The 22,448-nt window shown below is 63.1% G+C and carries 17 protein-coding genes; 9 read left to right on the forward strand and 8 right to left on the reverse strand.

The features are described 5' to 3' along the window. The first annotated feature begins 2 nt into the window (after nucleotides 1-2). A complete protein-coding gene (locus AB4Z15_RS05350; protein ID WP_442016410.1) occupies nucleotides 3-752 on the forward strand; it encodes a 3-hydroxybutyrate dehydrogenase in 750 nt (249 codons plus the stop codon). A 90-nt stretch (nucleotides 753-842) separates the two neighbouring features. Here AB4Z15_RS05350 and AB4Z15_RS05355 read toward each other — a convergent pair whose 3' ends face one another. After that, the gene (locus tag AB4Z15_RS05355; RefSeq protein WP_091464815.1) at nucleotides 843-1,208 is read right to left on the reverse strand and encodes a winged helix-turn-helix transcriptional regulator; all 366 of its coding nucleotides are present in this window, start codon (nucleotides 1,206-1,208) and stop codon (nucleotides 843-845) included. A gap of 106 nt (nucleotides 1,209-1,314) precedes the next feature. Between AB4Z15_RS05355 and AB4Z15_RS05360 the strand changes: the two genes are divergently transcribed. Further along, nucleotides 1,315-2,178: an SDR family oxidoreductase gene (locus AB4Z15_RS05360; protein ID WP_442016411.1), complete on the forward strand. Its 864-nt coding sequence runs from the start codon at nucleotides 1,315-1,317 to the stop codon at nucleotides 2,176-2,178. Between the two features lie 81 nt (nucleotides 2,179-2,259). On the opposite strand, the gene AB4Z15_RS05365 is transcribed toward AB4Z15_RS05360, so the two are convergent. After that, a complete protein-coding gene (locus tag AB4Z15_RS05365) occupies nucleotides 2,260-3,696 on the reverse strand; it encodes an amino acid permease (RefSeq protein WP_442016412.1) in 1,437 nt (478 codons plus the stop codon). 239 nt (nucleotides 3,697-3,935) lie between these two features. Between AB4Z15_RS05365 and AB4Z15_RS05370 the strand changes: the two genes are divergently transcribed. After that, the gene (locus AB4Z15_RS05370; RefSeq protein ID WP_442016413.1) at nucleotides 3,936-5,996 is read left to right on the forward strand and encodes an ALF repeat-containing protein; all 2,061 of its coding nucleotides are present in this window, start codon (nucleotides 3,936-3,938) and stop codon (nucleotides 5,994-5,996) included. An 18-nt stretch (nucleotides 5,997-6,014) separates the two neighbouring features. Here AB4Z15_RS05370 and AB4Z15_RS05375 read toward each other — a convergent pair whose 3' ends face one another. Both AB4Z15_RS05375 and AB4Z15_RS05380 read right to left on the reverse strand, forming a co-directional pair. Next, a complete protein-coding gene (locus AB4Z15_RS05375) occupies nucleotides 6,015-7,124 on the reverse strand; it encodes an AAA family ATPase (RefSeq protein WP_442016414.1) in 1,110 nt (369 codons plus the stop codon). A gap of 84 nt (nucleotides 7,125-7,208) precedes the next feature. Beyond that, on the reverse strand, nucleotides 7,209-7,877 hold the full coding sequence (locus tag AB4Z15_RS05380) for an alpha/beta fold hydrolase (RefSeq protein WP_442016415.1): 669 nt from the start codon (nucleotides 7,875-7,877) through the stop codon (nucleotides 7,209-7,211). Nucleotides 7,878-7,979: 102 nt separating this feature from the next. On the opposite strand from AB4Z15_RS05380, the gene AB4Z15_RS05385 reads away from it, so the two are divergent. The 3 genes from AB4Z15_RS05385 (at nucleotide 7,980) to AB4Z15_RS05395 (ending at nucleotide 11,571) form a co-directional block, all read left to right on the forward strand. Further along, nucleotides 7,980-8,972, forward strand: coding sequence for an ABC transporter ATP-binding protein (locus tag AB4Z15_RS05385; RefSeq protein ID WP_442016444.1), 993 nt, complete (start codon nucleotides 7,980-7,982; stop codon nucleotides 8,970-8,972). Continuing rightward, entirely contained in the window at nucleotides 8,969-10,591 is a 1,623-nt protein-coding gene (locus tag AB4Z15_RS05390; RefSeq protein ID WP_442016416.1) for an ABC transporter permease, read from the forward strand. Before AB4Z15_RS05385 ends, AB4Z15_RS05390 begins: the two co-directional genes overlap by 4 nt. Before the next feature lie 173 nt (nucleotides 10,592-10,764). After that, nucleotides 10,765-11,571, forward strand: coding sequence for an IclR family transcriptional regulator (locus AB4Z15_RS05395; protein ID WP_216922359.1), 807 nt, complete (start codon nucleotides 10,765-10,767; stop codon nucleotides 11,569-11,571). A gap of 55 nt (nucleotides 11,572-11,626) precedes the next feature. Here AB4Z15_RS05395 and AB4Z15_RS05400 read toward each other — a convergent pair whose 3' ends face one another. Continuing rightward, on the reverse strand, nucleotides 11,627-12,070 hold the full coding sequence (locus AB4Z15_RS05400; RefSeq protein ID WP_442016417.1) for an SRPBCC family protein: 444 nt from the start codon (nucleotides 12,068-12,070) through the stop codon (nucleotides 11,627-11,629). A gap of 208 nt (nucleotides 12,071-12,278) precedes the next feature. Here AB4Z15_RS05400 and AB4Z15_RS05405 point away from each other — a divergent pair, with 208 nt between their 5' ends. The 3 genes from AB4Z15_RS05405 (at nucleotide 12,279) to AB4Z15_RS05415 (ending at nucleotide 16,060) form a co-directional block, all read left to right on the forward strand. Beyond that, nucleotides 12,279-14,018, forward strand: a complete 1,740-nt coding sequence (locus AB4Z15_RS05405) for a urocanate hydratase (RefSeq protein WP_442016418.1) — start codon at nucleotides 12,279-12,281, stop codon at nucleotides 14,016-14,018. Between the two features lie 4 nt (nucleotides 14,019-14,022). Beyond that, nucleotides 14,023-15,615, forward strand: a complete 1,593-nt coding sequence (gene hutH / locus AB4Z15_RS05410; protein WP_442016419.1) for a histidine ammonia-lyase — start codon at nucleotides 14,023-14,025, stop codon at nucleotides 15,613-15,615. Between the two features lie 196 nt (nucleotides 15,616-15,811). Continuing rightward, a complete protein-coding gene (locus AB4Z15_RS05415) occupies nucleotides 15,812-16,060 on the forward strand; it encodes a hypothetical protein (protein ID WP_442016420.1) in 249 nt (82 codons plus the stop codon). 89 nt (nucleotides 16,061-16,149) lie between these two features. Here the strand turns inward: AB4Z15_RS05415 and AB4Z15_RS05420 are convergent, their stop codons facing one another. From AB4Z15_RS05420 to AB4Z15_RS05430, 3 genes are all read right to left on the reverse strand, one after another. After that, nucleotides 16,150-16,371, reverse strand: coding sequence for a hypothetical protein (locus AB4Z15_RS05420; RefSeq protein ID WP_442002819.1), 222 nt, complete (start codon nucleotides 16,369-16,371; stop codon nucleotides 16,150-16,152). Between the two features lie 103 nt (nucleotides 16,372-16,474). Beyond that, nucleotides 16,475-21,409: an NAD-glutamate dehydrogenase gene (locus AB4Z15_RS05425; protein ID WP_442016421.1), complete on the reverse strand. Its 4,935-nt coding sequence runs from the start codon at nucleotides 21,407-21,409 to the stop codon at nucleotides 16,475-16,477. A 178-nt stretch (nucleotides 21,410-21,587) separates the two neighbouring features. Next, a complete protein-coding gene (locus tag AB4Z15_RS05430; RefSeq protein WP_442016422.1) occupies nucleotides 21,588-22,448 on the reverse strand; it encodes a phosphogluconate dehydrogenase C-terminal domain-containing protein in 861 nt (286 codons plus the stop codon).

Below are 22,448 nucleotides of genomic sequence, written 5' to 3' on the forward strand. Positions count from 1 at the left end.
CCATGGACAACTCCTTGAATGGGCGCAAAGCACTGGTCACCGGCGGTGCCAGCGGAATCGGGGCAGCCTGCGCCCGCGCGCTCGCCGCCCGCGGGGCGAAAGTTGTAGTGGCCGACGTCGATGCCTCCGGAGCTGCGGCCCTCGCCGACGAGCTGGGCGGCACTGCCTGGACTGTGGACCTGTTGGACGTCGACGCCCTGGCCGCCCTCAGCCTTGACTGCGACATCCTGGTCAACAACGCCGGCATCCAGAAAGTAGCGCCGATCGAGGAGTTCGAACCTGCTGAATTCAGGCGGATACTCGCCCTGATGCTGGAGGCCCCGTTCCTCCTCATCCGGGCCGCGCTCCCACACATGTACGCCAATGGGTTCGGCCGGATCATCAACATCTCCTCGGTTCACGGGCTCCGCGCTTCGGCCTACAAGAGCGCGTACGTCTCCGCGAAGCATGGCCTGGAAGGGCTCAGCAAGGTCACTGCCTTGGAGGGCGGCGAGCATGGAGTGACGTCCAACTGCATCAACCCTGGATACGTTCGCACGCCCTTGGTGGAGCGACAGATCGCCGATCAAGCCCGGCTCCACGGCATCCCCGAGTCAGAGGTCTTAGCCAAGGTGATGCTGACGGAGTCGGCAGTAAAGCGGCTGGTGGAGGTTGAGGAAGTCGCGTCGTTGGCAGCCTGGATGGCCTCGGACGACGCCGGCATGGTCACCGGCGCGAGCTACACCATGGACGGTGGGTGGTCTGCCCGGTAACCCCCACCATCCCTTCGCCGAGGTGACAGTTAATGCCAATGTTCCGCGCGAACATTGGCATTAACTATAGTTTCGGCGCGGAGATCCAGGCTAACTTTGGCCGCCGATGATTGCCTCGGCATTATCAAAGGCCCAGGTCACCAGGGGTATAAGCAGTGCCGTGAGCTCGCGGCCGCGTTCAGTCAGGCTGTAGTCCACGCGCGGTGGGATGACGGGTTGTGCGTCGCGGCGTACCAGCCCGTCCCGTTCGAGCGTTTTCAGGGTTTGGGCCAGCATTTTTTCGCTGACGCCCTCAGCGCGTCGGCGCAGTTCACTCCATCGCTGATCGCCTTCGGAAAGCGAAAGCAGGATCAGCACACCCCATTTGCTGGTGATGTGGTCCAGTACTGTCCGGCTCGGGCAGCCGGCAGGGAAGACGCCGTCAGCGACGGTGGCCGGGAGGGTACTTACTTTCATGTCAGTACCTTACCTTAAAGTGCGTACTCTCTTTCGGGAAGTTATCTGCGGAAGCGTTGGTTGTGATCGGTGACCGTCCCATTAATTTCCTTGAAAGGAACCAGTCATGAGCATCGTCATTACCGGAGCAACAGGCCAGCTGGGCCGCCACGTCATAGAGGCCCTCCTTGAACGCAATGTACCCGCTGACAGCATTGTCGCCACCGGGCGCTCCATCGAAAAGCTGTCCAATTTCGTTGCTCGCGGCGTTCGCGCCGCTGCAATGGACTACGACGACGCTGCGTCGGTCGCCCAGGCGCTTAAAGGTGCCACCAAGGTCCTTCTCATATCGGGAAGCGCCGTCGGACAGCGGGTAGAGCAGCACCGCACGGTTATCGAGGCGGCAAAAGCCGAGGGTGTGGAGCTTCTCGCCTACACCAGCATTGCCAACGCAGACACCACCAGCATGAAGCTGGCTGCAGAGCACCAGGCCACGGAATCCATCCTCAAAGAATCCGGCGTCCCCTTCGTCCTCCTTCGCAACAGCTGGTACATCGAGAACTACACCGACCAGTTGCCGGGAACGCTGGCGCAGGGCGCACTTGCGGGCAGTGCCGGAAACGGCAAGGTTAGCGGTGCCTCCCGCGCAGACTACGCGCAAGCTGCGGCCGCGGTTCTGGTTGCGGAGCACCAGGCCGGCAAGATCTATGAGTTGGGCGGTGACGAGGCATTTACCTTGGACGAGCTGGCCGCCGAAATTAGCGCTGCATCAGGCAAGTCCATCGAATATCGAGACCTCCCGGCAGACCAATACGCCGATCTCCTGACGGGCGCAGGGGTGCCGGAAGGCTTCGCGCAGATCCTGGCCGACACCGATCTGGGCATTGGCCGCGGCGACCTTTTGGTGACCACCGGTGATCTCCGGAAACTGATCGGGCGCCCGGCAACTGCCTTGTCCGTGGCCGTCCGCTCCGCTGCTGCCGCCATCTGAGCCGAGCCCCCTCACGAGCTGACAGTTAATGCCAATGTTCCGCGCGAACATTGGCATTAACTGCAGTTTCGGCGCGGGTAATCAGGCCGTCTCGTCCACGAGCTCTGCACGACGCAGGCCACCACCGCGAACCCATAGCTTGTAAGCCACGAACAGCAGGATCAGCCAAGTACCGCCGACATACAGGGCTACCCGAGTGTCCTCGAAGACCCCGAGAATCACGATCACCATAGCCATGAACGCCATGGTCAGAATGGATGCTGCCGGCCATAAGGGTGAACCGAATTCCGACGCCGGAAGCCCCTTGCGCTTGATCTCCCGCTTCATGGCAACGTGCGAAGCAAGGATCATCACCCAAACCCACACTGTGGCAAACGTGGCGATCGACGCGATCAGAACGAACACATCCTCCGGGATCACAGCGTTCAGCAGGACGCCCACAAGCAGGATTCCGCCCATCATCACCACGGTCATCCAAGGGACGCCGTGCCTGGAGATCTTGCCGAAGCTCTTCGGAGCATGGCCCTGCTGGGCAAGTCCGAACAGGATGCGGCCAGCACCAAAGATGTCGCTGTTGATAGCGGAAAGGGCTGCTGTGATGACCACGGCATTGAGGATGTGCGGCGCAGCAGGGATGCCCAGGCCGTCGAAGATCTGCACGAACGGGCTGCCGCTGCTGCCGATTTCGTTCCACGGGAAGATGCTCATCAACACGCCCAGGGTCAGGACGTAGAACAGCAGCACACGGACTGGCACAGTGTTGACTGCCTGCGGGATGACCTTTTTGGGATCGGCAGCTTCGCCAGCGGTAATGCCGATTGTTTCGATCCCACCGAACGCAAACATCACAACGGCGAACGCAGCCAGGAGCCCTTCGAAGCCGTTCGGGAACAAACCGCCGTGGTTAACCAGGTTCCCCAACCCCGGTGCCACGCCCCCGCCGTCGCCCGTTTGGAAGCCGAAAACGACGATTGCTGCGCCTCCGACGATCATGGCGATAATCGCCACCACCTTGATCAGCGAGAACCAGAACTCCAGTTCACCGAAGACCTTAACGCTCAACAGGTTCATGGCACCCAGGAAGAGAATGATCGCGAGGACCCAGATCCAGCGATCCACCTGTGGGAACCAGAAGCCCATATAGATGCTGAACGCGGTGACGTCGGCGATGGCCACGATCGCCATCTCGAACACGTACGTCCAGCCGGTAACGAAGCCGGCGAACGGTCCAAGGTACTTGCTCGCGTATTGGCCGAATGAGCCGGAAACGGGGTGTCGGACGGCCATTTCACCAAGTGCTCGCATCACCATGAACACGGCTGCGCCGCCGATGATGTAGGCCAAAAGGACGGCCGGGCCGGCTTTCTGTATGGCGGACGCAGAACCGTAAAACAGTCCCGTGCCGATTGCGGATCCGAGTGCCATGAAGCGGATGTGACGGACGTTGAGGCCACGGCTTAGTGCCGTACCGGCGGCCTGGAGGACAGTGTCCTTCGAAGCCAGCATGGTTTGTTGCATGGTAAAACCTTCTCGTCTTTGGGAGGGGATCGCTATCCAGCAGATCACTTTTGGCCGCCTTGTGATTGGCCTCACGGGTGTTTGGTGTCTTTGATCGCAGACAGTGCGACAGGAGTCACAGTCGAATCTCAGATACGATGTCCGCGGACAGCTAGTCACCCCGGTAGGCAGGTCTTCAGGTCCAACGCCGCCCGGATGGCTCGGGCACTGTCGTCGCATCTTTCTTGGGGGAATCTTTGATGTCTGCTTTCCGCGTTGCTTCCATCCGTGCTGCCCGCCATCGTTGGACCGCGGCCTTTGTTGCCTTGTTAGCGGGGGCATCCCTGCTCTTCGCCGGCCCCGCCCAGGCCTACGACATTCCCGAATTTGAGATTCCCCTCGCCTCGCAGGCTCCTGTTCCGTTCGTAGAGCGGGCTGTTGATGCGGCCGGGGTCCTTGATCTGTGGAGGGCAGGTGGGCCGGCAACGCGGGCGGCAGCCCAGCTTGCCTTGGTGGGCGGGCCCGAGGCGGTGCAGGCATTCCTCGACGGCGGACAGGACGTTGCGCTGGCAACGGACCGTAAGGAGCTGGTCACCGAGCTGACGAAGCGGGGGAGCGCGCACGTGCGGTCCTCCGCGAAAGCAGCTCTCATTTCCGACGCCGCAACAATAGCCTTCTTGTCCGACGGGTGGGCGAGCACTTGGGACGGCGACCTTCGGACGACGGCGACGTTTTTCACTAGCCTGGAAAACCCTCAAATCAGTGCTGCCGCTTCCAAGAGCCTGGACTCGGGCGGGGAAGCCATTGAGCAGTTCGTGCTTGAGGGCTGGAGGAAGATTGCCCAAGGCCAGGATCGGGAGGCGGTTTACTACCTGACGAATTCACCCGTGCCTGCGGTAACTCTCGGAGCTCAAGCTGCCCTCGACACCTCCAGCGCGGACTTCGTTGCTGATTTCCTTCGCTACGGGCAGTTCGTCGCCTCAGACCATCACACTGAAACCGCGGCAGTGACTGACCTGCTGCAGCAGGTCAAGGCAGACGTCGCAGCCAACCCCAACGGGGCCGCCGCCGTGGCGGAGAGGGCGAGGACCGCCGTCGAGCAGGCTCGGAGCACCGCAACTGCTGCGAGGTCAGCGGACTCATCGCGTCTCGTCGCGGACAGGGACTTCCTTTCATCGTTGGCTTCGCCTCGGCAGGCCACGGATACTGCGCTGCTGACATCCGAGGAGCCAGCCAAGGCGGCCTTCGCGGCCGCGGCCCGCGAAATTCCGGAGCTACTGGCAACCCTTACCGCACCGGGAACCGATCTCGATGCCCGCATTAAGGAAGCCCGGCAGGCCACGCTGGATCTGGCACTTACCGGCACCCCGGAGGTGAAGAAGACCGCTGAGGCTGCACATCTGGCAGGCGACTCCGGGATCAAGGCCTTCATCACCAGTGGCTACGCGGCGGCGATCAAACTGGATGGCTCTGCTTTGGGCGCGGACCGGCAGCGCGTTTACCAGCTTCTCCACCTTGGTGGCGGGCATGTAAACGCAGCCGCCGACGCCGCTCTCAGTTCGGCAAACCACGCTGATGTCCGGTACTTCCTGGACTACGGATTTGATCAAGCGTTGGCCCTGGATAACCGGGTCCAGACGACCTTCGCCTTGGGTTCAACACCCGAGGTGCGGGCAGCTGCCAGCGTCGCCCTCGACGGCAGTAGGGCCGACCTTCAGGCATTCATGACCAGCGGAAAAGCCGCCGCTGCCGAGCGTGACAAGGCCACGGCCGCCCACGTAGCGTCGGTCGACGTCATGATCGCCGAACTCGCCGGACTGGCAGACAAAGCAGCGCTCGACGCCGGGACGGCGGCCAACGCTGCCAAGTCGGCTGAAGCGGCACGACAGGCAGAAGCGGCCCGCCGAGCAGAAGAGGCACGTCAGGCAGGAGCAGTCAAGGCCGCCGAAGCAGCGCTCCCGCTGAGTGGCGTGCCGCTGGTCGACGTCCACCAGTTGGCTGGATCAGCCCCGGCGCTGGTGCCGTGGCAACCGGCACCCGCCGTCGTGATCCCCGCAACGGGCGAGACGGGTGGGCCGGGCACTGGCCTACCCGCGCTTCCTCCTCCGGCTGGCAGCGCAAATCCGAATGACATCGTGTCCGTGGAGCCGGAAGCCCAGGAAGCCGCCACGGCTGCCAGCACCTCACAAGGGTTGAACCCTTGGACCATCGGGCTGATCGCGTTGCTGGTCGCTGCGGCGGCCGGTGGAATTACGCTGCTTCTGCGCCGGAAAACGCCGGCGAAGGCAGCGCTGGAGACGTCGGTCAAGGCCCAGCCTTAGCCGGCGCCCTGGGCATACCTAGGAGCGGGGATTCTTTCGCAGGTATTCCCGAAGCCCCGGGATAGCAAAGACAACCTTGCCGTGACCGGCTGTTTCTATGAGGCCGGCCGCCAGAAGTCGAATGCGATACTTGCCTGCCAGTGCGGACCCCGCTCCGATCCTGGAGGCGATGTCAGCCATCGTTGAAGTTTCATCGTCCACCGACATGGCGTGAAGGAACTCCCTGTCCTTTGCAGATGCCGTAGCGAGTGCAGCTTCGATGACCACGCGTTCGTTGCGACGAGTCGCTGCGGATATAGCTCTGTCAACGCCATCGGAGGAAAGAGATCCATCATGATTTTCGGCTTCCCTCCATAGGAAGTAACCCACGAGTTGAATTAGGAAAGGATAGCCCCCAGTGGCAACGGCCGCCCGATGGATGTTCTCTGGGATGACGCTGATTCCGGCGGCAGTGAACGTATCGGCAAATGATGACTCCACGTCCCGTATCGCGGCGGCATGAAGGTCGATTTTGTCGGCTCGCCGAAGAAACGTTGCCACACCCTCGTTCAGGAGATCGGAGACGGCGGATGGCAAACCAGCAAATATCAGTCCTATGGGCAGGCCGTCTTGGATAAAGTGTTGGACGTTAGCCGCTAGTTGCGACAGTTCTGTCCGATCGGCAGCGTGGATCTCATCCACTGTAATGAGGAGCCCGGTTGCCCGCTGGTCGAGGAGACGGAGGAGAGTCTCACCGAGTTCGCGCCAATCCACCTGCCGCTCCGGGGACAACTGCGTGGTGACGCCAAATCCAGCAACTGTGACTGCCGTGACGCGTCGTCGCGGGTCGGGCCCATCCCCCAATTCGTGGGTAAGTCGACGCATCTTTTCACCTATGCGCCCCATGAATGTTCCGGTAGCCGTCTCCGCAATCACAGCCCAACCATGTTCCTTGGCTAGGTCGTGGGCCGCGCCGAGCATAACGGTCTTGCCGATGCCGCGGGCGCCGGTAAAGATGGACAGCAAGCCAGGTGCCCCGGAACCTAGTCTGAGGCCATATTCAAACTCGTCCAGAAGCCCCGATCTGCCGATAATCTCCGGCGGCGTAGCCCCTGCCGTAGGGCGAAAGGGATTCTCTGTCGGGAGCATAGAGCGAGTTTAGGTTAACTGTGGTTAATTTGGTTAATTTGGATAATCGGGTGAATTTGGTGAACATCCCGAGGTTGGGGCGGATCAGCCCCGCAGCAGGTACTTCGCTACGCCCTCCGGGTTTGCCAAAGCCAAGAGGTGCCCGCCTGCGATGACGTCAGGCGTGAGTCCTAAGCGTTCCCTGGCCACTCTGCGCTGGAAATCCATGGGAAAGAACCGGTCTTCCCTTCCGGTGAGTACCCGGGTTGGGACGCTGGGCCACTCCGTGAAGCCGCAGACTGATTCGAAGACCGCGTTGGCTTCCGCCCGCTGATAGGGTTCGCCCGTGGCAGCGACGTCCGGTGGAACGTCGTGCAGGAAATATGTGGCAACGTCGAACTCGGGACTGTAACCGTGGGCCGCCGCCGCGCTCTCCCTTGCGGCGTCCCAACCTGTGTTTGCCCACCACTCGCCGGGGGTTTCGCCCGGCGCCGGGATCATTGCGTTGACGAGGACGAGCTCGCGGACCGACGCACGGTCGCAGACCAAGGGGGCGGTAAAACCGCCCAGTGATTGGGCCACGAGCACGACGTCGGTACTGGCGCCGATGGCTTCCAAGACGAGTCGCGTGTACTCGGGCAGGCCAGCATTTTCGTCGTCCCCTGGGAGGTCGACGGCAACGGCCTCGTGTCCGGCACGCTCCAGCAGAGGAACCACCCGGCTCCAATACCAGGCCGTGCCGCCCGCTCCAGGGATCAGGACGAACGTACTCATTGCAGTTCGGGCCGCAGGCAGCGGCGTGGATGCAAGACGATGGATCTCATCTCCCTATTGTCTTCCTTCACAGGGGCGCCGATCCTGCGTAACGTCGGCTCCATGGACCCTGTCATCCAGACCGTCGATCTTCATAAGAATTTCGGCCGGGTCAAGGCACTGGACGGCCTCGACCTCGAAGTCCCTGAGGGGCAAGTCCACGGCTTCCTCGGCCCGAACGGAGCAGGGAAGTCCACCACCCTGCGTATCCTGCTGGGCCTGGCACGGGCCTCGTCCGGCAGTGCGAGAGTCCTTGGATTGCACCCATGGGCCGACGCCGTTGAACTCCACCGGCGTGTTGCCAGCGTCCCCGGCGATGTCAGCATCTGGCCGAATCTATCAGGGGGAGAGGCCATTGATTTCCTCTCGCGGCTTCGGGATGGCGGGGCAGATCGCGCTGGGTATCGACGCAGCAAGGAGCGTTTGTGCCAGCTCTTCGACTTTGACCCCACCAAGAAGGGCCGTGCCTACTCAAAGGGAAATCGCCAGAAAGTTGCGCTCATCGCAGCCCTCGTTGCCGACGCCGAGGTCTACCTTCTGGACGAGCCGACAAGCGGTCTGGATCCCCTCATGGAGGCAGTCTTTACTCGCGAGATCCGGAGGCTCGTCAGCGAGAAAGGCGCCACCGTCCTTCTTTCCAGCCACATTCTCTCCGAGGTGGAACAGCTGGCCGACAGTGTAAGCATCATCCGCGCAGGGCGGATCGTCGACGGCGGGACGCTCGAATCCCTGCGCCACCTGACCCGCACAGGGATCTCTTTCGCGCAGGACCAGGTGGACCTCGAAGCCCTCCAAGGCCTTTCCCAAGTCCACGACCTCACCTTGGCCGCAGGTCGGATCAAGTTCAGTGCTGATTCGGACCGTGTCCACGAGGTCCTTCCGATCCTTGGCAGCCTTGGCGTGCAAGGACTCCTGGTCGCTCCGCCGTCGCTGGAAGAGTTGTTCCTCCGCCACTACGGGGTTGCCCTTCCGCCCCAGTCAGAGGAAGTGAAGTCCGACGGCGGCGCTCACCACCGGCGGCGCCGCCCGGGCCGCCAGGACGGGCCCTTGAGATGAGCCGTTTTCTTGACCTCTATTGGCAGCGACTCCGCCGCGACCGGTGGCAACTCCTGAGCTGGGTTGCTTCCATCGGTGCGCTCGCCTTTTTCGCCACAACAGCAGTGGCTTCGGCGTACGGCGACGATGCTTCCCGCGCCGAAATCCTGCATGTTGCAACGGCGACTCCCGCTATTTTGATTCTCCGCGGCCTGGTCAGGGGCCCTGCTCTGGACGCATTTACGTTTTTCCAGATCTTCGCCTTTATCGGTGTCCTTGCCGGCCTGATGAACACCTTCCTGGCAGTACGGCATACGCGCGCCGAGGAGGAAGCCGGCCGGGCTGAGCTGGTCGCGTCCACGGCAGCGGGCCGGTGGATGCCGTTGACGGCGACAGTGACCCATGGGCTCATAGGAAACGTGCTGGTGGCCGCGGCAGTCACGATCGGCTTTATCGCCGGCGGGCTCGATGCCGCGGGCTCGCTGATTGCCGGTCTTGCGGCCGGAGCTATTGGCTTGGCGTTTCTCACCGTCGGATTGCTCGCGTCCGAGTTCATGAGTACTTCGCGTGGGGCAAACGGAGCGGCGGCAGGGCTGGTGGTCGCCGCCTATCTTCTGCGCGGTTTCGGGGACGCGACCGGCAAGGTCAGCCAGGACGGCCTTACGGTAACGGCAGCATGGCCTAGCTGGGTTTCGCCCATCGGCTGGGGGCAGCAGACTTTTGCCTACACGGGAAATCGCCTGTGGCCCCTGCTGCTTCCGCTGGGCCTTGGAATCGTATGCGTCTCACTGACCGCCGTCATCATGTCGAGGCGGGATGTTGGCGCGAGCGTGCTCGCCGGACGGAGAGGCCCGACGGACGCCCGCCCCTCGCTCCGCGGGCCGTTCGCCCTGGCACTCCGACTCCAGCAGGGCGCGATCGTCAGCTGGTGCATTGGCGGGTTTATCGCGGGTCTGCTCACCGGCGCCCTCGGCGCTGCCATTCAGCAGGTGAGCATCTCGAATTCCTCCGTCACCGCGATCCTCAGGGCCATGATCGAGGCGCAAGGAACATCCATGACGCAGTTGGTCATTGCTGTCTTGTTTGAAATCGGTGGCATCCTGGCGGCGGCCTGCGGACTCCAGGCCGTTCTGCGATTGAGGCAGGAAGAAGTGGCGGGCACGGCAGAACTGGTGCTCTCGCAACCGCTCGGACGCGTTCGTTGGTTTGGCAGCTTTCTCGGCCTCGGGGCAGCATCGGTGGTTCTCGTCATGGTGTTCGCGGCCTTCGGTGCCTGGTATTCCTTGGTGGTCTCCGGTGAATCAGCCATTGAAGTGGGCAGCGTATGGGAGACTGCCGGAGCTCAAATCCCGGCTGCGCTGCTATACCTTGCCTTGCCCGCTGCGGTTTTTGTTACCTTTCCCCGTGCTACTGTCCCAATCGGCTGGGCGTTGCTGGCACTGGGCATCGTGCTGGGTGTCTACGGCGGGATGCTGGGCTTCGACAAGACCCTCAGGGACCTCTCGCCATTCACGCACACGCCAATCGTTACCAACACCGGAACAGATTGGAGTGGCGGCTTTTGGATGCTCGGGATTGGAGCGGCTCTCGCGGTGTTCGCGTTTGCCGCCGTGCGGCGTCGGGAGGTTGGCACGGTCTGAGCCACTCTCAAGCACGAGACACTAGTTAAGTCTGGTATTTCAGACACCGCATAGAGTGAGTGGTCTGGCGTTGCCCGGCGTAACAAGGCACGCTTGAGTACGGGATACCGGACACATCACCCCGAGCAAGGCTGGACGGTGTCTCCTTCAGCAGTCTTGAGCAGTGAGGAACCATGACAACCACGCCACTGGCACCAGGCAAGGCCACGTCCAAGGTCCCTGCCGCCGAAAATACGCTGCGCATCCTCAAACTCTTGGCCTCGCGCCGAGGGCCGATGGCGGCGTCGAACATTGCGACGGCACTCGGCTTGCCGCGCTCCAGCGTGTACCACCTCCTGGGCGTGATGGAGGCCAACGGCTTCGTCCTGCATCTGCACGAAGAGCAGCGCTACGGCCTCGGCATCAGCGCCTTCGAGCTCAGTTCGGCCTATTCGCGGCAGGAGCCCTTGTCGCGTCTCGGGCGGCCCATGTTGGCCTCGCTGGTGGACGTGATCGGCGAAAGCGCGCATCTGGCCGTGCTTCACGGCCGCGACGTCCTTTACATCGTGGAGGAACGCGCCAAGAACCGCCCAAGCCTGGTGACCGACGTCGGAGTCCGCCTGCCCAGCCACCTCACCGCCTCGGGCCGCGCGATCCTGGCCGCCCTGCCAAAGTCGCAGGTTCGGGCTCTTTACCCGAACGCCGCCGCCTTCACGTCGCGCCACGAAGTGGAATTCCCGATCATGAAATACTCCGCCCTGTCCTCCCACCTGGACCAGGTGCGGCAGCGCGGCTACGCCACGGAAAATGGCGAGATTACGCCTGGGTTCGGGTCCATCGCCGCAGCTGTGACTGACCACGTGGGATGGCCGACGGCGGCAGTCGCCGTCACGTTCTTGGAGGACAAAGTGCCGGCTGAGCAATGGCCGGTACTTGCTGCGCGCATCCGGAAGGCTGCCGACGAATTGTCGGTACGCATTCACGGACGCCCGGCTGGCTAGCCCGTTCGCATCCTATTCACGGGGCTTCGGTTCACCGGGCTTCGGTTCGCCCGGCTCAGGTTTGGCCAGGCTCGGCGACTTCCCGCTCGACGAGTCTGCGGAAGGTCTCCAGCTCACCCCGGAAGCTGCCCCGGTAGGACCCCATGGCGAAAATCCGCCCAAAGATCGCCGAGATGAATCCACGGGTCATGAACTCCTGGTGGATGCGCGTGCCGCCTCCCTCGGCGGCAAACCTCACATCTGACTCGCCCTTCAGGATCGCGTTGCCGAACCGTGTGCGGATGTGCCAGGAGCGTTCGACGGCGAGGATTTCGGTGGGGCTGGCCATTCGTCCGAACTTCACCGTGTAGCGGCTTCCGGCCTGGTCGATTGAGCCAACCCGATCGGACACGCTGGTGACTCCGCCGATCCATTCCGGGAACCGGTCCAAGTCCGTCCAGGTCGCGAAAACGCGCTCCGGCGGAGCCGCAACGAGGATAGTCACTCGGAACGTTGCCATGGGTCCAGCATGCGCCGCTTCTCGCGTGAATGCGAGGGGTTGGCCCTACTTCACCACGCCGCTTGGGCGAAGGATCGACGAGAGGCGACATGCGTCTGTAATACCGGACAGCACCAGTTGAAAAGCCGTTCCGGCGGCCTCGTAAAGGGGCTTTAGTAGAAGCAGAAGAACTTTCCACTACACACTTCCCAAAGACGAAGGAGTCATCATGGCACCCGCCGATTTCACTACTGGTGCCCGTCCGGTTAAGGCCGCGCGGGGTACTGAGCTCACTGCCAAGTCGTGGCAGACCGAGGCGCCGTTGCGCATGCTGATGAACAACCTGGATCCCGAGGTCGCCGAGCGTCCGGATGATTTGGTGGTTTACGGCGGCACGGGCCGTGCTGTGCGGTCCTGGGCTGCGTTTGATGCGATCACCCGGACCCTGGAGACCATGGAGAAGGACGAGACCCTCCTGGTGCAGTCCGGTAAGCCGGTGGGGGTGTTCCGCACCCATGAGTGGGCTCCGCGGGTGCTCCTGGCGAACTCGAACCTCGTGGGCGACTGGGCTACGTGGCCCGAGTTCCGTCGTCTGGAGGCCGAGGGCCTGATGATGTACGGGCAGATGACGGCCGGTTCCTGGATTTACATCGGCACCCAGGGCATCCTGCAGGGCACGTACGAGACGTTCGCCGCGGTCGGTAACAAGCTCGCTGCCGAGGGCCGCCACCCGGCACCGGCTGCGGAAGGATCCACCGAAGGACCCCTGGCCGGCACCCTGACGTTGACCGGTGGGTGTGGCGGGATGGGCGGTGCGCAGCCGCTGGCCGTGACCCTGAATGATGGTGCGTGCCTGATCGTGGACGTGGACGAGACCCGTCTGCGCCGTAGGGCCGGGAAGCGCTACCTGGATGAGGTCGAAACGGATCTGGATGCCGCGATCGCCAAGGTCCAGAAGGCCAAGGACGAGCGCCGCGGCTGGTCCGTGGGCTATGTGGGCAACGCCGCTGAGGTGTTCCCGGAACTGCTGCGCCGTCACAAGGCCGGGGAAGTCACCTTTGATGTGGTCACCGACCAGACCAGTGCCCACGACCCTCTGTCCTACTTGCCGGAGGGCATCACCGTGGCGGAGTGGCACACCGAGGCCGCAGCGGATCCGGAAGGATTCACCAAGAAGGCCCAGGCGTCCATGGCCCGTCAGGTGCAGGCGATGGTGGAATTCCAGGACGCCGGGGCCGAGGTCTTTGATTACGGCAACTCGATCCGTGACGAGGCACGCAAGGGCGGCTACGACCGGGCGTTCGAGTTCCCCGGCTTCGTTCCCGCCTACATCCGTCCGTTGTTCTGCGAGGGCCTGGGCCCGTTCCGCTGGGTTGCCCTGTCCGGGGACCCGGAAGACATCGCCGTCACGGACAAAGCCATCAAGGAACTGTTCCCCGAGAACAAGCACCTGCACAAGTGGCTCGACGCCGCGGCGGACCGGGTGGAATTCGAAGGGCTGCCGGCGCGTATTTGCTGGCTCGGGTACGGCGAACGCGCCAAGGCCGGCCTGTTGTTCAACCAGCTCGTGAAGGAGGGCAAGGTCAAGGCCCCGATCGTGATCGGCCGTGACCACCTGGACTCCGGCTCGGTCGCGTCCCCGTACCGGGAGACCGAGGCCATGGCCGACGGGTCCGATGCGATTGCCGACTGGCCTTTGCTCAACGCCTTGCTGAACACCTCCTCCGGCGCTACCTGGGTCTCGATCCACCACGGCGGCGGCGTTGGGATTGGCCGGTCCCTCCACGCCGGGCAGGTTTCCGTCGCCGACGGCACCGATCTGGCCGCAGAGAAACTCGAACGACTCCTCACCAACGACCCCGGCATGGGCGTCATCCGCCACGTCGACGCCGGCTACGACCGCGCCGTCGAAGTCGCCAACGAACGCGGCGTCCGCATCCCCATGAACGAATCCCCGGAGAGCAAGTAAGAACATGACCATTACATCCAACGAACAACTCACCGTTACCCTGGGTTCCAGCGGCGTCACCCCGGAAGACGTCGTCGCCGTCGCACGCCACGATGCCAAGGTGACCATCTCCCAGGAAGCCCTGGATAACGTCGCCAAAGTCCGCGCGCACATCGACAGCCTCGCCACCAGCGACGTCCCCGCCTATGGTATTTCCACGGGCTTCGGCGCCCTGGCCAACCGCCACATCCCCAACGACCTCCGCACGCAGTTGCAGAAGTCCCTGATCCGCAGCCACGCAGCGGGTATGGGCCCGGCGGTTGAACGCGAAGTGGTCCGCGGCATCATGTTCCTCCGCGCCAAGACCCTCGCCTCCGGCCGCACAGGCGTCCGTCCCGTGGTCCTGCAGACCATGGTGGACGTCCTCAACGCAGGCATCACGCCGCTGGTCCGCGAGTTCGGTTCGCTAGGCTGCTCCGGTGACCTCGCCCCGCTGTCCCACTGCGCGCTGGTCCTCATGGGCGAAGGCGAAGCAACCGGTCCCGACGGCGAACTCTACGGCGTGGCCGGCAAGCAGACTGTCGCTGAACTGCTCGCGCAACACGGCATCGAGCCGGTCACTCTCGCGGAGAAGGAGGGCCTGGCCCTCGTCAACGGCACGGAAGGCATGCTCGGCATGCTGCTGATGGCCATCGCTGACATCCGTTTGTTGCTCGCGACGGCGGATGTCACCGCCGCGCTCAGCGTCGAGGCGCTGCTGGGTACCGACCAAGTGTTCCTGCCGGAGCTTCACGCCGCGCTCAGGCCGCACCCGGGTCAGGCTGCCAGCGCGGACAACATGCTGCGCGTGCTGTCCAACTCGCCGATCGTCGCCTCCCACCGGGTCAACGACACCAAGGTCCAGGACGCCTACTCGCTGCGTTGTGCCCCCCAGGTTGCCGGCGCTGTCCGCGACACCGTGGACCATGCCGCACTGGTGGCTTCCCGCGAACTCGCCGCTGCAATCGACAACCCGGTAGTCCTGCCGGACGGCCGCGTCACGTCCAACGGCAACTTCCATGGTGCACCCGTGGCCTACGTCCTGGACTTCCTTGCGATCGCCGTCGCGGACCTCAGCTCCATCGCGGAGCGCCGCACGGACCGCATGCTGGACCCGGCCCGCTCGCACGGTCTCCCGGCCTTCCTGGCTGCGGACCCCGGCGTCGATTCCGGCCTCATGATCGCCCAGTACACGCAGGCCGGCCTGGTTTCGGACAACAAGCGCCTGGCCGTGCCCGCATCGGTGGACTCCATCCCGAGCTCTGCCATGCAGGAAGACCACGTGTCCATGGGCTGGCACGCTGCCCGCAAGCTTCGCAAGGCCGTGGAGAACCTCCGCCGCGTCCTGGCCGTGGAGCTGGTCACCAGCGCCCGCGCTATCGACATGCGCACGCAGATGTCCGACGGCGAACTCACCCCGGGCCCGGCCGGTACAGCTGTGCTCGAGGTGCTTCGCGAAGTGGTCCAGGGACCGGGAACCGATCGGTTCCTGTCGCCCGAACTCGAAGCGGCTGACCGTTTGGTTGGCTCCGGCGCGGTCCGTGCGGCCGCCGAATCCGCCGTCGGGATCTTGGCCTGACGTCGAATAAAACGCTCATTTGATGGGCAAATTTGTCACGTCCCGGAAATTGTTCGCAACGCAATCTCCGGGGCGTGACAAATGTAGTAGAACTTATGGTGTACGTCACGTCCACGCCAACGGTGTCGTGGGCTTGACGGTCAACCGTTACAACTCAATACACAACAGCGAACATCCACAAAGGGGTAGAAGTTCAATGAAGGCACGTGGAGCAGTCCTCTACAGACGAAACGCACACTCGGTGACGGTTTCGGACTGGAGGCAACTCAAGGTTGGCGAGCGCGTGGAGGTAGTCAAGTACGCGCACGTGATCGCGGCAGGGCTGATCGAGGAAGTTTCCGGCAGCGGAAATGTGGTGTGGCTGGAGCACTCAGGCCCGGGCGTCACGGAGGAAGGCAAGGAATTGTTCATGAAGTCCGACGGCGTGACTCTCCGGCGGGCCTAGCGACAAAAAGCCGGGGCCAAGGCCCCGGCTTTTTGCTTTTCTACTACAACTGCAATTACTACTACGCAGCTGGCAATCAGCAGCCGCTACTACGCAGCGAGCACTTCGTGGGTCTGGCCGAAGGGAACGGATTCGTCCAGGGCCACTGTGTAGGTGCCGGGCTCGTGCCGGGTCACCAGAATGCCGCAGTTGGCATCTGCTGCTGCGTTCTTGATCAAAGCATCCACGGCGCGTTCAAGTCCGTCGTGGATCTCGTCTGCCTTTGAAAAAGACAGGCGAATTTCGCGTTCTGCAGTGATTGCAGCGGTCATTTCGGGGCCTCCTATTACTTGCCGCATGCGAGGGCGACCCATCAATCATAGGACGTTTGGCCCAAAATATGTAAGATGACCGGCAGTATCAGTGTCCGACGCCTCATCTCCGGACCATGGCGCGAAGCAGCTTTACCGCTACGGAGAGCGCTGCAATGTCCACCGGACCTGGCTTGATAGCCTCTTTGATGGTCTCTTGGACACGGGCCAGTTGTTCGATGTTTCCGCGTTCCCAGTCCATGATTCGCTCCACTGGGTCTGACGCCCCGGCGGTCACCGCACCAGAGATCCGGGGCGTGTGCCGCACTACCGCTTTGGTCATGTCCGCGAGTACCAGGTACATGTCATCGCGCAAAGCCGCACGTGCCAGCGACTCCCAGTGGGTGTCCCGGGGGAGCAGGGTGATGTGTTCCAGCAGGGGGATGGCCGAGATCCGTTCGAAGACCGCGAAGTACACCTCGGCCACTGCTTCCACGGGCTCCTGCAGCTCCTCCGCGATAACGGAAATGTCCAGCAATCCGTAGCTGACCAGGAGTTCGGATGCCCTGATACCCAGATCATGGGGCAAGCCCACCGAGTCTGTGTGCGCCAGGCGTTTTTGGGAGTGGGCAGGGTTCACTCCATGGAGGAGGCTCGTGAGGTTCGCCCGCATCAAGGACATCGGCCGCTCAAGCCTGGCAAAGGCATCGGCAATAGGCTTGTCCCGGAAGTCATGGGTGACGTACCAGCGGACGGAACGGTCCAGCAACCGCCGCAGGTCCAGGGCAACGGCGGCTCCATGCTCACGGGGAGTGGTGGGCGGCACTTGGGCGATGCTGCCGGCGAGGGCGTCAAAGTCCCAGATCTGGCGCATCACCACGAACGCCCGGGCCACTGCGGAGGCAGAAACCGTGGTCTCCTCCATGGCGCGGAAAGCGAACGCTATGCCTCCCATGTTGATCATGTCGTTGGCCACCACCGTGGCTACGATCTCCCGGCGCAGGGGATGCGTGGAGAGATGTTTACCGAACCGCTCTGAGACTTGCTGGGGGAAATAGCCACGAAGGGTTTGAGAAAACCAGGGATCATCGGACAAACCGCCCTCGGTGAGTTCGCGGGCGAGTTCGATCTTGGCGTAGGCCGCCAACACTGCGAGTTCGGGAGTGGTTAGTCCCTTGCCAGTCAGGATCCGTGCCTGAAGTTCGGCGTTGCTGGGAAGGCATTCGAGCTCCCTGTCCAGATCGGTGACTGACTCGAGCCAATCCATGGTCCGTTCAAAGCTGGGACTCCATTCCAGCACCAATTGCTTGTCATTGAGGAGCAGGACGTTCTGGTCATCGTTGGTTTTCAGGACGAGCCGTCCAACCTCATCTTGGAGCGAGTGCAGGAATCCGGTTCTTTCTGCCACGGACATCCTGCCTGCGGAGATCATCCGGTCCAGGAAGATCTTGATGTTCACTTCATGGTCCGAGCAATCCACGCCCGCCGAATTGTCGATCGCATCGGTATTGACCAGGATGCCTGCCAAAGCTGCTTCGATCCGGCCGCGCTGGGTGACTCCCAGGTTGCCGCCCTCGGCAATGATGTGGGCGCGCAGATCCTTGGCGTTGACCCGGATGGCGTCGTTTGATTTGTCCCCAACATCGGCATGGGACTCTGTGGATGCCTTGATGTAGGTGCCGATTCCTCCGTTGTACACCAGGTCCACCGGGGCAGTGAGGACTGCGCGGAGAAGTTCAGGCGGGCTCATGGACAGCTGCCCATTCGGATCGGTGCCTTCATCCAATCCCAAGGCGAGCCTGGCTTGTTCCGTGAGCAGGATGGATTTTTCCGTCCGGGCAAAGACGCCGCCGCCCTCGCTCAGCTTGGTGCGGTCATAATCGGCCCACGAGGAGCGTGGCAGTTTGAAGAGCCGTTCCCGCTCGGCGTAGGAGACCTCAGGGTCCGGCGTGGGATCCAGGAAGATGTGCCGGTGATCGAATGCGGCCACGAGCTTGATGTGGTGGGAGAGGAGCATGCCGTTGCCAAAGACGTCTCCGCTCATGTCTCCGATGCCAACAACCGTGAAATCCTCGGCGCGGCAATCGATCATGAGTTCACTGAAGTGATGCCGCACGGATTCCCAGGCACCGCGGGCCGTGATGCCCATCTGCTTGTGGTCATAACCCACTGAGCCTCCGGAAGCGAAGGCGTCACCCAGCCAGAACCCGTACTCTGCGGCCAGGGCGTTGGCGATGTCCGAGAAGGTTGCCGTTCCCTTATCGGCGGCTACAACGAGGTAGTAGTCGTCGCCATCGTGCCGTACCACCCGTGGCGGCGCGAGTACGCGGCCGCTGCCCCCGCCGTCGGGATCCGGCACCAGGTTGTCCGTGATATCCAGCAAGCCGCGGATGAACGTCCGGTAGCTCTCCTGACCTTCCGCGAGCCAGGCCGCACGGTCCTCTGCCGGATCGGGGAGACGTTTGGGGAAGAATCCGCCCTTGGCTCCGGTGGGAACAATCACTGCATTCTTGACGGTCTGGGCTTTCACGAGCCCCAGGATTTCCGTGCGGAAGTCTTCCCGCCTGTCCGACCACCGAAGGCCACCGCGCGCTATTGGACCGAAGCGCAGATGGACGCCTTCAACGCGCGGCGAATAGACCCAGATCTCGAATTTCGGGCGGGGTGCAGGGGCAGCCGGGATGCTGGCGGGGTTGAGTTTGAAGCTGATGAAGGGCTTGTTGAGATAGAAGTTCGTGCGGAGCGTGGCGTCCACCAGGCTCGCCAAGGAACGCAGCAACCTGTCGGCGTCCAGGACAGGGACGGCGTCGATGGCTTCCATCAGGTTCGTTCGGGCTGTATGGACGGTCTGCGTCCGGTGGCTCAGTTCGCTGCTGCCCTCTTCGAACACATCGCCCAAGGGGAGCCCCTGCTCCCCATGGCCGGAATTGACGAGTTCCGGATCAAACAAGTCCGGTGCGAAGCGGTCAGGATTGAACTTCGCTTCGAACAATTCCAGCAGCGCATGGGTTGCCATGGCATTGCCGCGGAGTGTGTCCGCGATGAAGCCATAAGAGTTGGTGCTCCCCAACTGACGGAGGTACTTGGCGTAGGCGCGCAGGATGGCGACCCGCCGCCAGTCGATGCCCTCCTTGATGACCAGGGCGTCCAAAGCGTCGGACTCCGCGTCACCGCGCATCGCGGCACAGAACGCGCCTGCCAGCAGCTCGCCTGTGGCCACAGGATTCACGCCGCGCGGATACTTCAGCCCGAGGTCGTAGAGGAAGAACTGCCGGCCGTCGGCACGCTGAACGTCGAAGGGCCGCTGGTCCAGGACCTTCAAGCCAAGGTTATGGAAGAAGGGAAGGATCTCGGTAAGGCTCTGTGGGCGCGTTAGGTAAAGGCGGATCCGGGCGTCCTCGGTGAGGACTGCCGTGCCGGGACGTTGGTAAACGGTGAGGAGGGGATCTGCTTCGCCTGCAGATCCCGGCTCTGGGGAAGCTTCCGGAAAGCTTTCGAAGCTGGCAATGTCCTCAACGGCATCCTCCACCTCATAATCGGCCTTGTAGCTAGCCGGAAACGCAGTTGCCCATTGCTTGGACAACCGGGCCGCCTCCTCCCGCGGGTACCTCGTTTGGAGCGCCTCGTCGAGGCCTTGCGCCCAGGACCTCGTAGCGGCGATGATCCTCTGCTCGAGGGCCGCTGCGTCCATCACCGCCGGCGCGCCGCCGTGCGAGTCGTGCCGGGAGGGGTCCTGTGGCAAAAGGATCCGGAAGAACACGCGAGCCATGGCGGATTCGCCTAACCGAAGCTCGAACTCGATGGCGTCGGAGCCGAAAGCCTCGCGCAGCTCACGCTCGATGTTGAGCCTGACGGCTGTGCTGTACCGGTACCTCGGGAGGAAAACCAGTGCTGTCATGAACCGGCCGAAGGAGTCCGGACGAAGAAAGAGCCGGGTGCTATGGCGTTCCTGGAGTCGCAGGATCTCGCGCGCACGGATGGCCAGCTGCTCAGCATCAATGTGGAACAGTTCGTCCCGCGGATACGCCTCCAACACCGCAAGGAGCTCCTTAGCGTGATGCGACGACGCCGGGTAGCCGAAGGCCCGCAGCACTTCTTCCACTGTGTCCCGGATGACCGGGATCTGCTGGGCCGAGCGAGCTGTTGAACTGGGGGAGAAGAGGCCAACAAAAGTGCACCGGCTGGTGTTTGTCCCGTTCGCGTCCACTGCGGCAAGGCTGATCTCGTCGAGGTAGGCACGGCGAAGGACCGTTGAGCGAAGCGTGGACTTGGTGAGGGTAAGAACGGGCACGTTGTCAGGAACATCGCCCGGCGCCTCGGGAGTGGCCGCATCACGGAGGAGGCCGAGCCCGCGGCGCCCGCGAAATCCCAGGAACACAAAGTTCCCGTCGTCCAGCCAACGCAACAGCTCCTGGGCTTCGCGCGCCGTCCGGTCCTTTGCGGCAGGCCCGTCCAGCGCACCGATTTCATGCACGAGTTCCTCATGGATGGCATCGGCGTCCTCGGCCGCGGCCCGGACATCACCCAGGACCTTGTTCAGCCGGCCCACCAGGAGCTCGGCGCTCGCGTTGTCCGGAATCCGGGGGATCTCGATCGCTATCCACGCCTCGGTGAGCGGTCCGGCGTCGTGCTCGTCCGGCGAAGGGACAGGTGCCGCCGTCGCATGCCCATGCTCCTCGGAACGTTCGACGCCGGTGGGCAGCCCCGAGCGGTGAGGTCCCCTGTGGATACCCGTCAGGCGGTGGGTGGCCGGGTCCCGCGTGACGCTGAAAGTGGGGTGCACCAAAAGCCGGATGGAAGCGGTGTCACGAGCGATCTCCGCTGTTACGGAGGGAACCAGGTAGGGCATGTCATCCGAGACAATTGCCACCAAGCTGGTATCTGTTTCGTTCAGGACGCCGATGACTGCTTGTCCAGGTTCACGGCGTTCCGCTAACGAGCGGTGATAGCGTGCCCGTTCCAACAAGGTTTCGGGCGTGTAGCTGCGGACGTCGTCGTCCGTGACGTGCTCGTAGTAGTCGGTCAGGAATCCGTCCGCCGGCTCCGTAATTGGTGCCATGTCGCTGCGCCTCCGCTGCGCAAAGGAGCGGCCGTGCTGCTGCGGTCGGCAAAGTCCATGCGCCTCATTTCATGATCGCTGGCGCGGGGCCGGGGGTAAAGCCCCAATGGTCACCCTCCAACGGACAATTCACCCACGCATGCGGGGGTGAATTGTCCGTTGGCCGGTGACGAGCGAACTACCGCTTCACAGCGTCCAGCTTGAGCATCTTGGCGATGACGCCGTCGAGTTCGGAGTCGTCGAAGATTTTCTTCCAGTCGTCCTTGATGATGGTGTCCTTGCCGTACTGAATGGCGATTTCGCAGGCTTCGGAGAACGGGTTGGATCCGCGCAGGGCATTGGTGAGCGCGATTTGTACGTGGCCGAACAGCATGGCCTTGGCGGCTTCCTCGGGGACGCCAGCGGTGTGGACGGTCTCGTGGAGTGCTTCGTTGAGCAGGGTGCCGATCATGCAGGCCACTGTTTCCACGAGGGTGGGTTCCAGGATGGCGAGCTGCTTGACGGTGACCCAGTGGACGTCGATCACGGGCGCGTAGATGGTGCGGATGACTGCTTCGGCTACGTCGCGGGTGGCTGCGGGGGCGTCCTCATCGATCGCGGAAACAACGTTCTGCGGGGCGCCCTGGCCGCCGAAGGTATCGGCCCATTCTTCCTTGGTGGTGCGCTCCAGGAACACGGACGGGTGGCACGGGTGCGCAACGGCCTGGACAACGTCGTCGCGCTTGGCCAGCAGGCCGGCGTAGGCGGCGGCGGGGTCGAGCGTAAGGAGGATCGCGCCGGACTTCATCTGCGGTACCACGCCCTCGGAGACGGCGCCCAGAACGGTGTCCGGGACGGCGAGGATGACGACGTCGGCCGTTTGAACGGCGTCGTCGGTGGCGGTGATGTGGCGGCCTTCGGCGCGGACGCGTTCCTGGCCGGCGGGGGAGTTCTCGCTGTAGAAGACGGTGTGGTTGGACTTCTGGAGGTTGGCGGAAACGCGCATCCCCATTTTGCCACCGGCTCCGACAACGGCGACGGTCAATTGTTCTGCTGACAT

The sequence above is a fragment of the Paenarthrobacter sp. 2TAF44 genome, assembly GCF_052114885.1.
In the GTDB taxonomy this organism is placed as follows: Bacteria; Actinomycetota; Actinomycetes; order Actinomycetales; family Micrococcaceae; genus Arthrobacter.

Excerpts from the sequence above, each read along its gene's own strand:
- AB4Z15_RS05430 (WP_442016422.1), bottom strand. The coding sequence starts at position 22,448 with ATGTCAGCAGAACAATTGACCGTCGCCGTTGTCGGAGCCGGTGGCAAA.
- AB4Z15_RS05375 (WP_442016414.1), bottom strand. The coding sequence starts at position 7,124 with ATGCTCCCGACAGAGAATCCCTTTCGCCCTACGGCAGGGGCTACGCCG.
- AB4Z15_RS05390 (WP_442016416.1), top strand. The coding sequence starts at position 8,969 with ATGAGCCGTTTTCTTGACCTCTATTGGCAGCGACTCCGCCGCGACCGG.
- AB4Z15_RS05380 (WP_442016415.1), bottom strand. The coding sequence starts at position 7,877 with ATGAGTACGTTCGTCCTGATCCCTGGAGCGGGCGGCACGGCCTGGTAT.
- AB4Z15_RS05415 (WP_442016420.1), top strand. The coding sequence starts at position 15,812 with ATGAAGGCACGTGGAGCAGTCCTCTACAGACGAAACGCACACTCGGTG.
- AB4Z15_RS05385 (WP_442016444.1), top strand. The coding sequence starts at position 7,980 with ATGGACCCTGTCATCCAGACCGTCGATCTTCATAAGAATTTCGGCCGG.
- AB4Z15_RS05405 (WP_442016418.1), top strand. The coding sequence starts at position 12,279 with ATGGCACCCGCCGATTTCACTACTGGTGCCCGTCCGGTTAAGGCCGCG.
- AB4Z15_RS05395 (WP_216922359.1), top strand. The coding sequence starts at position 10,765 with ATGACAACCACGCCACTGGCACCAGGCAAGGCCACGTCCAAGGTCCCT.
- AB4Z15_RS05420 (WP_442002819.1), bottom strand. The coding sequence starts at position 16,371 with ATGACCGCTGCAATCACTGCAGAACGCGAAATTCGCCTGTCTTTTTCA.
- AB4Z15_RS05355 (WP_091464815.1), bottom strand. The coding sequence starts at position 1,208 with ATGAAAGTAAGTACCCTCCCGGCCACCGTCGCTGACGGCGTCTTCCCT.
- hutH (WP_442016419.1), top strand. The coding sequence starts at position 14,023 with ATGACCATTACATCCAACGAACAACTCACCGTTACCCTGGGTTCCAGC.
- AB4Z15_RS05370 (WP_442016413.1), top strand. The coding sequence starts at position 3,936 with ATGTCTGCTTTCCGCGTTGCTTCCATCCGTGCTGCCCGCCATCGTTGG.
- AB4Z15_RS05350 (WP_442016410.1), top strand. The coding sequence starts at position 3 with ATGGACAACTCCTTGAATGGGCGCAAAGCACTGGTCACCGGCGGTGCC.
- AB4Z15_RS05365 (WP_442016412.1), bottom strand. The coding sequence starts at position 3,696 with ATGCAACAAACCATGCTGGCTTCGAAGGACACTGTCCTCCAGGCCGCC.
- AB4Z15_RS05400 (WP_442016417.1), bottom strand. The coding sequence starts at position 12,070 with ATGGCAACGTTCCGAGTGACTATCCTCGTTGCGGCTCCGCCGGAGCGC.
- AB4Z15_RS05425 (WP_442016421.1), bottom strand. The coding sequence starts at position 21,409 with ATGGCACCAATTACGGAGCCGGCGGACGGATTCCTGACCGACTACTAC.
- AB4Z15_RS05360 (WP_442016411.1), top strand. The coding sequence starts at position 1,315 with ATGAGCATCGTCATTACCGGAGCAACAGGCCAGCTGGGCCGCCACGTC.